Source organism: Kitasatospora sp. LaBMicrA B282 (assembly GCF_050325825.1).
Classification (GTDB): Bacteria; Actinomycetota; Actinomycetes; order Streptomycetales; family Streptomycetaceae; genus Kitasatospora.
In genome coordinates this window covers 1-551 of sequence record NZ_JBNQTI010000399.1, presented here as the reverse complement: position 1 = coordinate 551, position 551 = coordinate 1, and the positions used below count along the sequence as shown (strand labels likewise).

General features: G+C 83.1%; 1 protein-coding gene. It reads left to right on the top strand.

The genetic code is table 11. The annotated features are described in order from the left end of the window. Window positions 1-20 precede the first annotated feature (20 nt). Window positions 21-551, top strand: a 531-nt coding sequence (locus ACQRUO_RS39660; RefSeq protein ID WP_428321029.1) for a phytoene desaturase family protein, incomplete at its 3' end; no start/stop codon positions are given.

Below are 551 nucleotides of genomic sequence, written 5' to 3'. Positions count from 1 at the left end.
CCCGCGGCCGGGCCGCGGCGGTGCCGGCCGGACGGGAGCGCGCGGTGGCGGCAGCCGGGGCGGGCGAGGCGATCGTGGTCGGGGCCGGGCCGAACGGGCTGGCGGCCGCGGTGGAGCTGGCCGGCGCCGGGCTGCGGGTCACCGTGCTGGAGGCCGCCGACCGGATCGGCGGCGGCGCCCGCAGCGGGGAGCTCACCGTGCCGGGCCTGCTGCACGACCACTGCGCCGCGGTGCTGCCGCTCGGCCCCGGCTCGCCCTTCCTGCGCGGCCTCGCCCTGGAGCGGCACGGGCTCGCCTGGGCGTACCCCGAGGTGGACCTGGCCCACCCGCTGGACGAGGGCCCGGCCGGCGCGGTGCACCGCTCGCTCGCCGTCACCGCCCGCGCCCTGGGCGCCGACGGCCCGGCCTGGCGCGCCCTGTTCGGCCCGCTCGCCGCCGGCTTCGACGCGCTCGCCGAGGACCTGCTCGCCCCGCCCGTGCACCTGCCCCGCCACCCCTGGCGGCTGGCCCGGCTGGCTCCGCGGGCGCTGCTGCCGGTGCCCGTGCTGGCC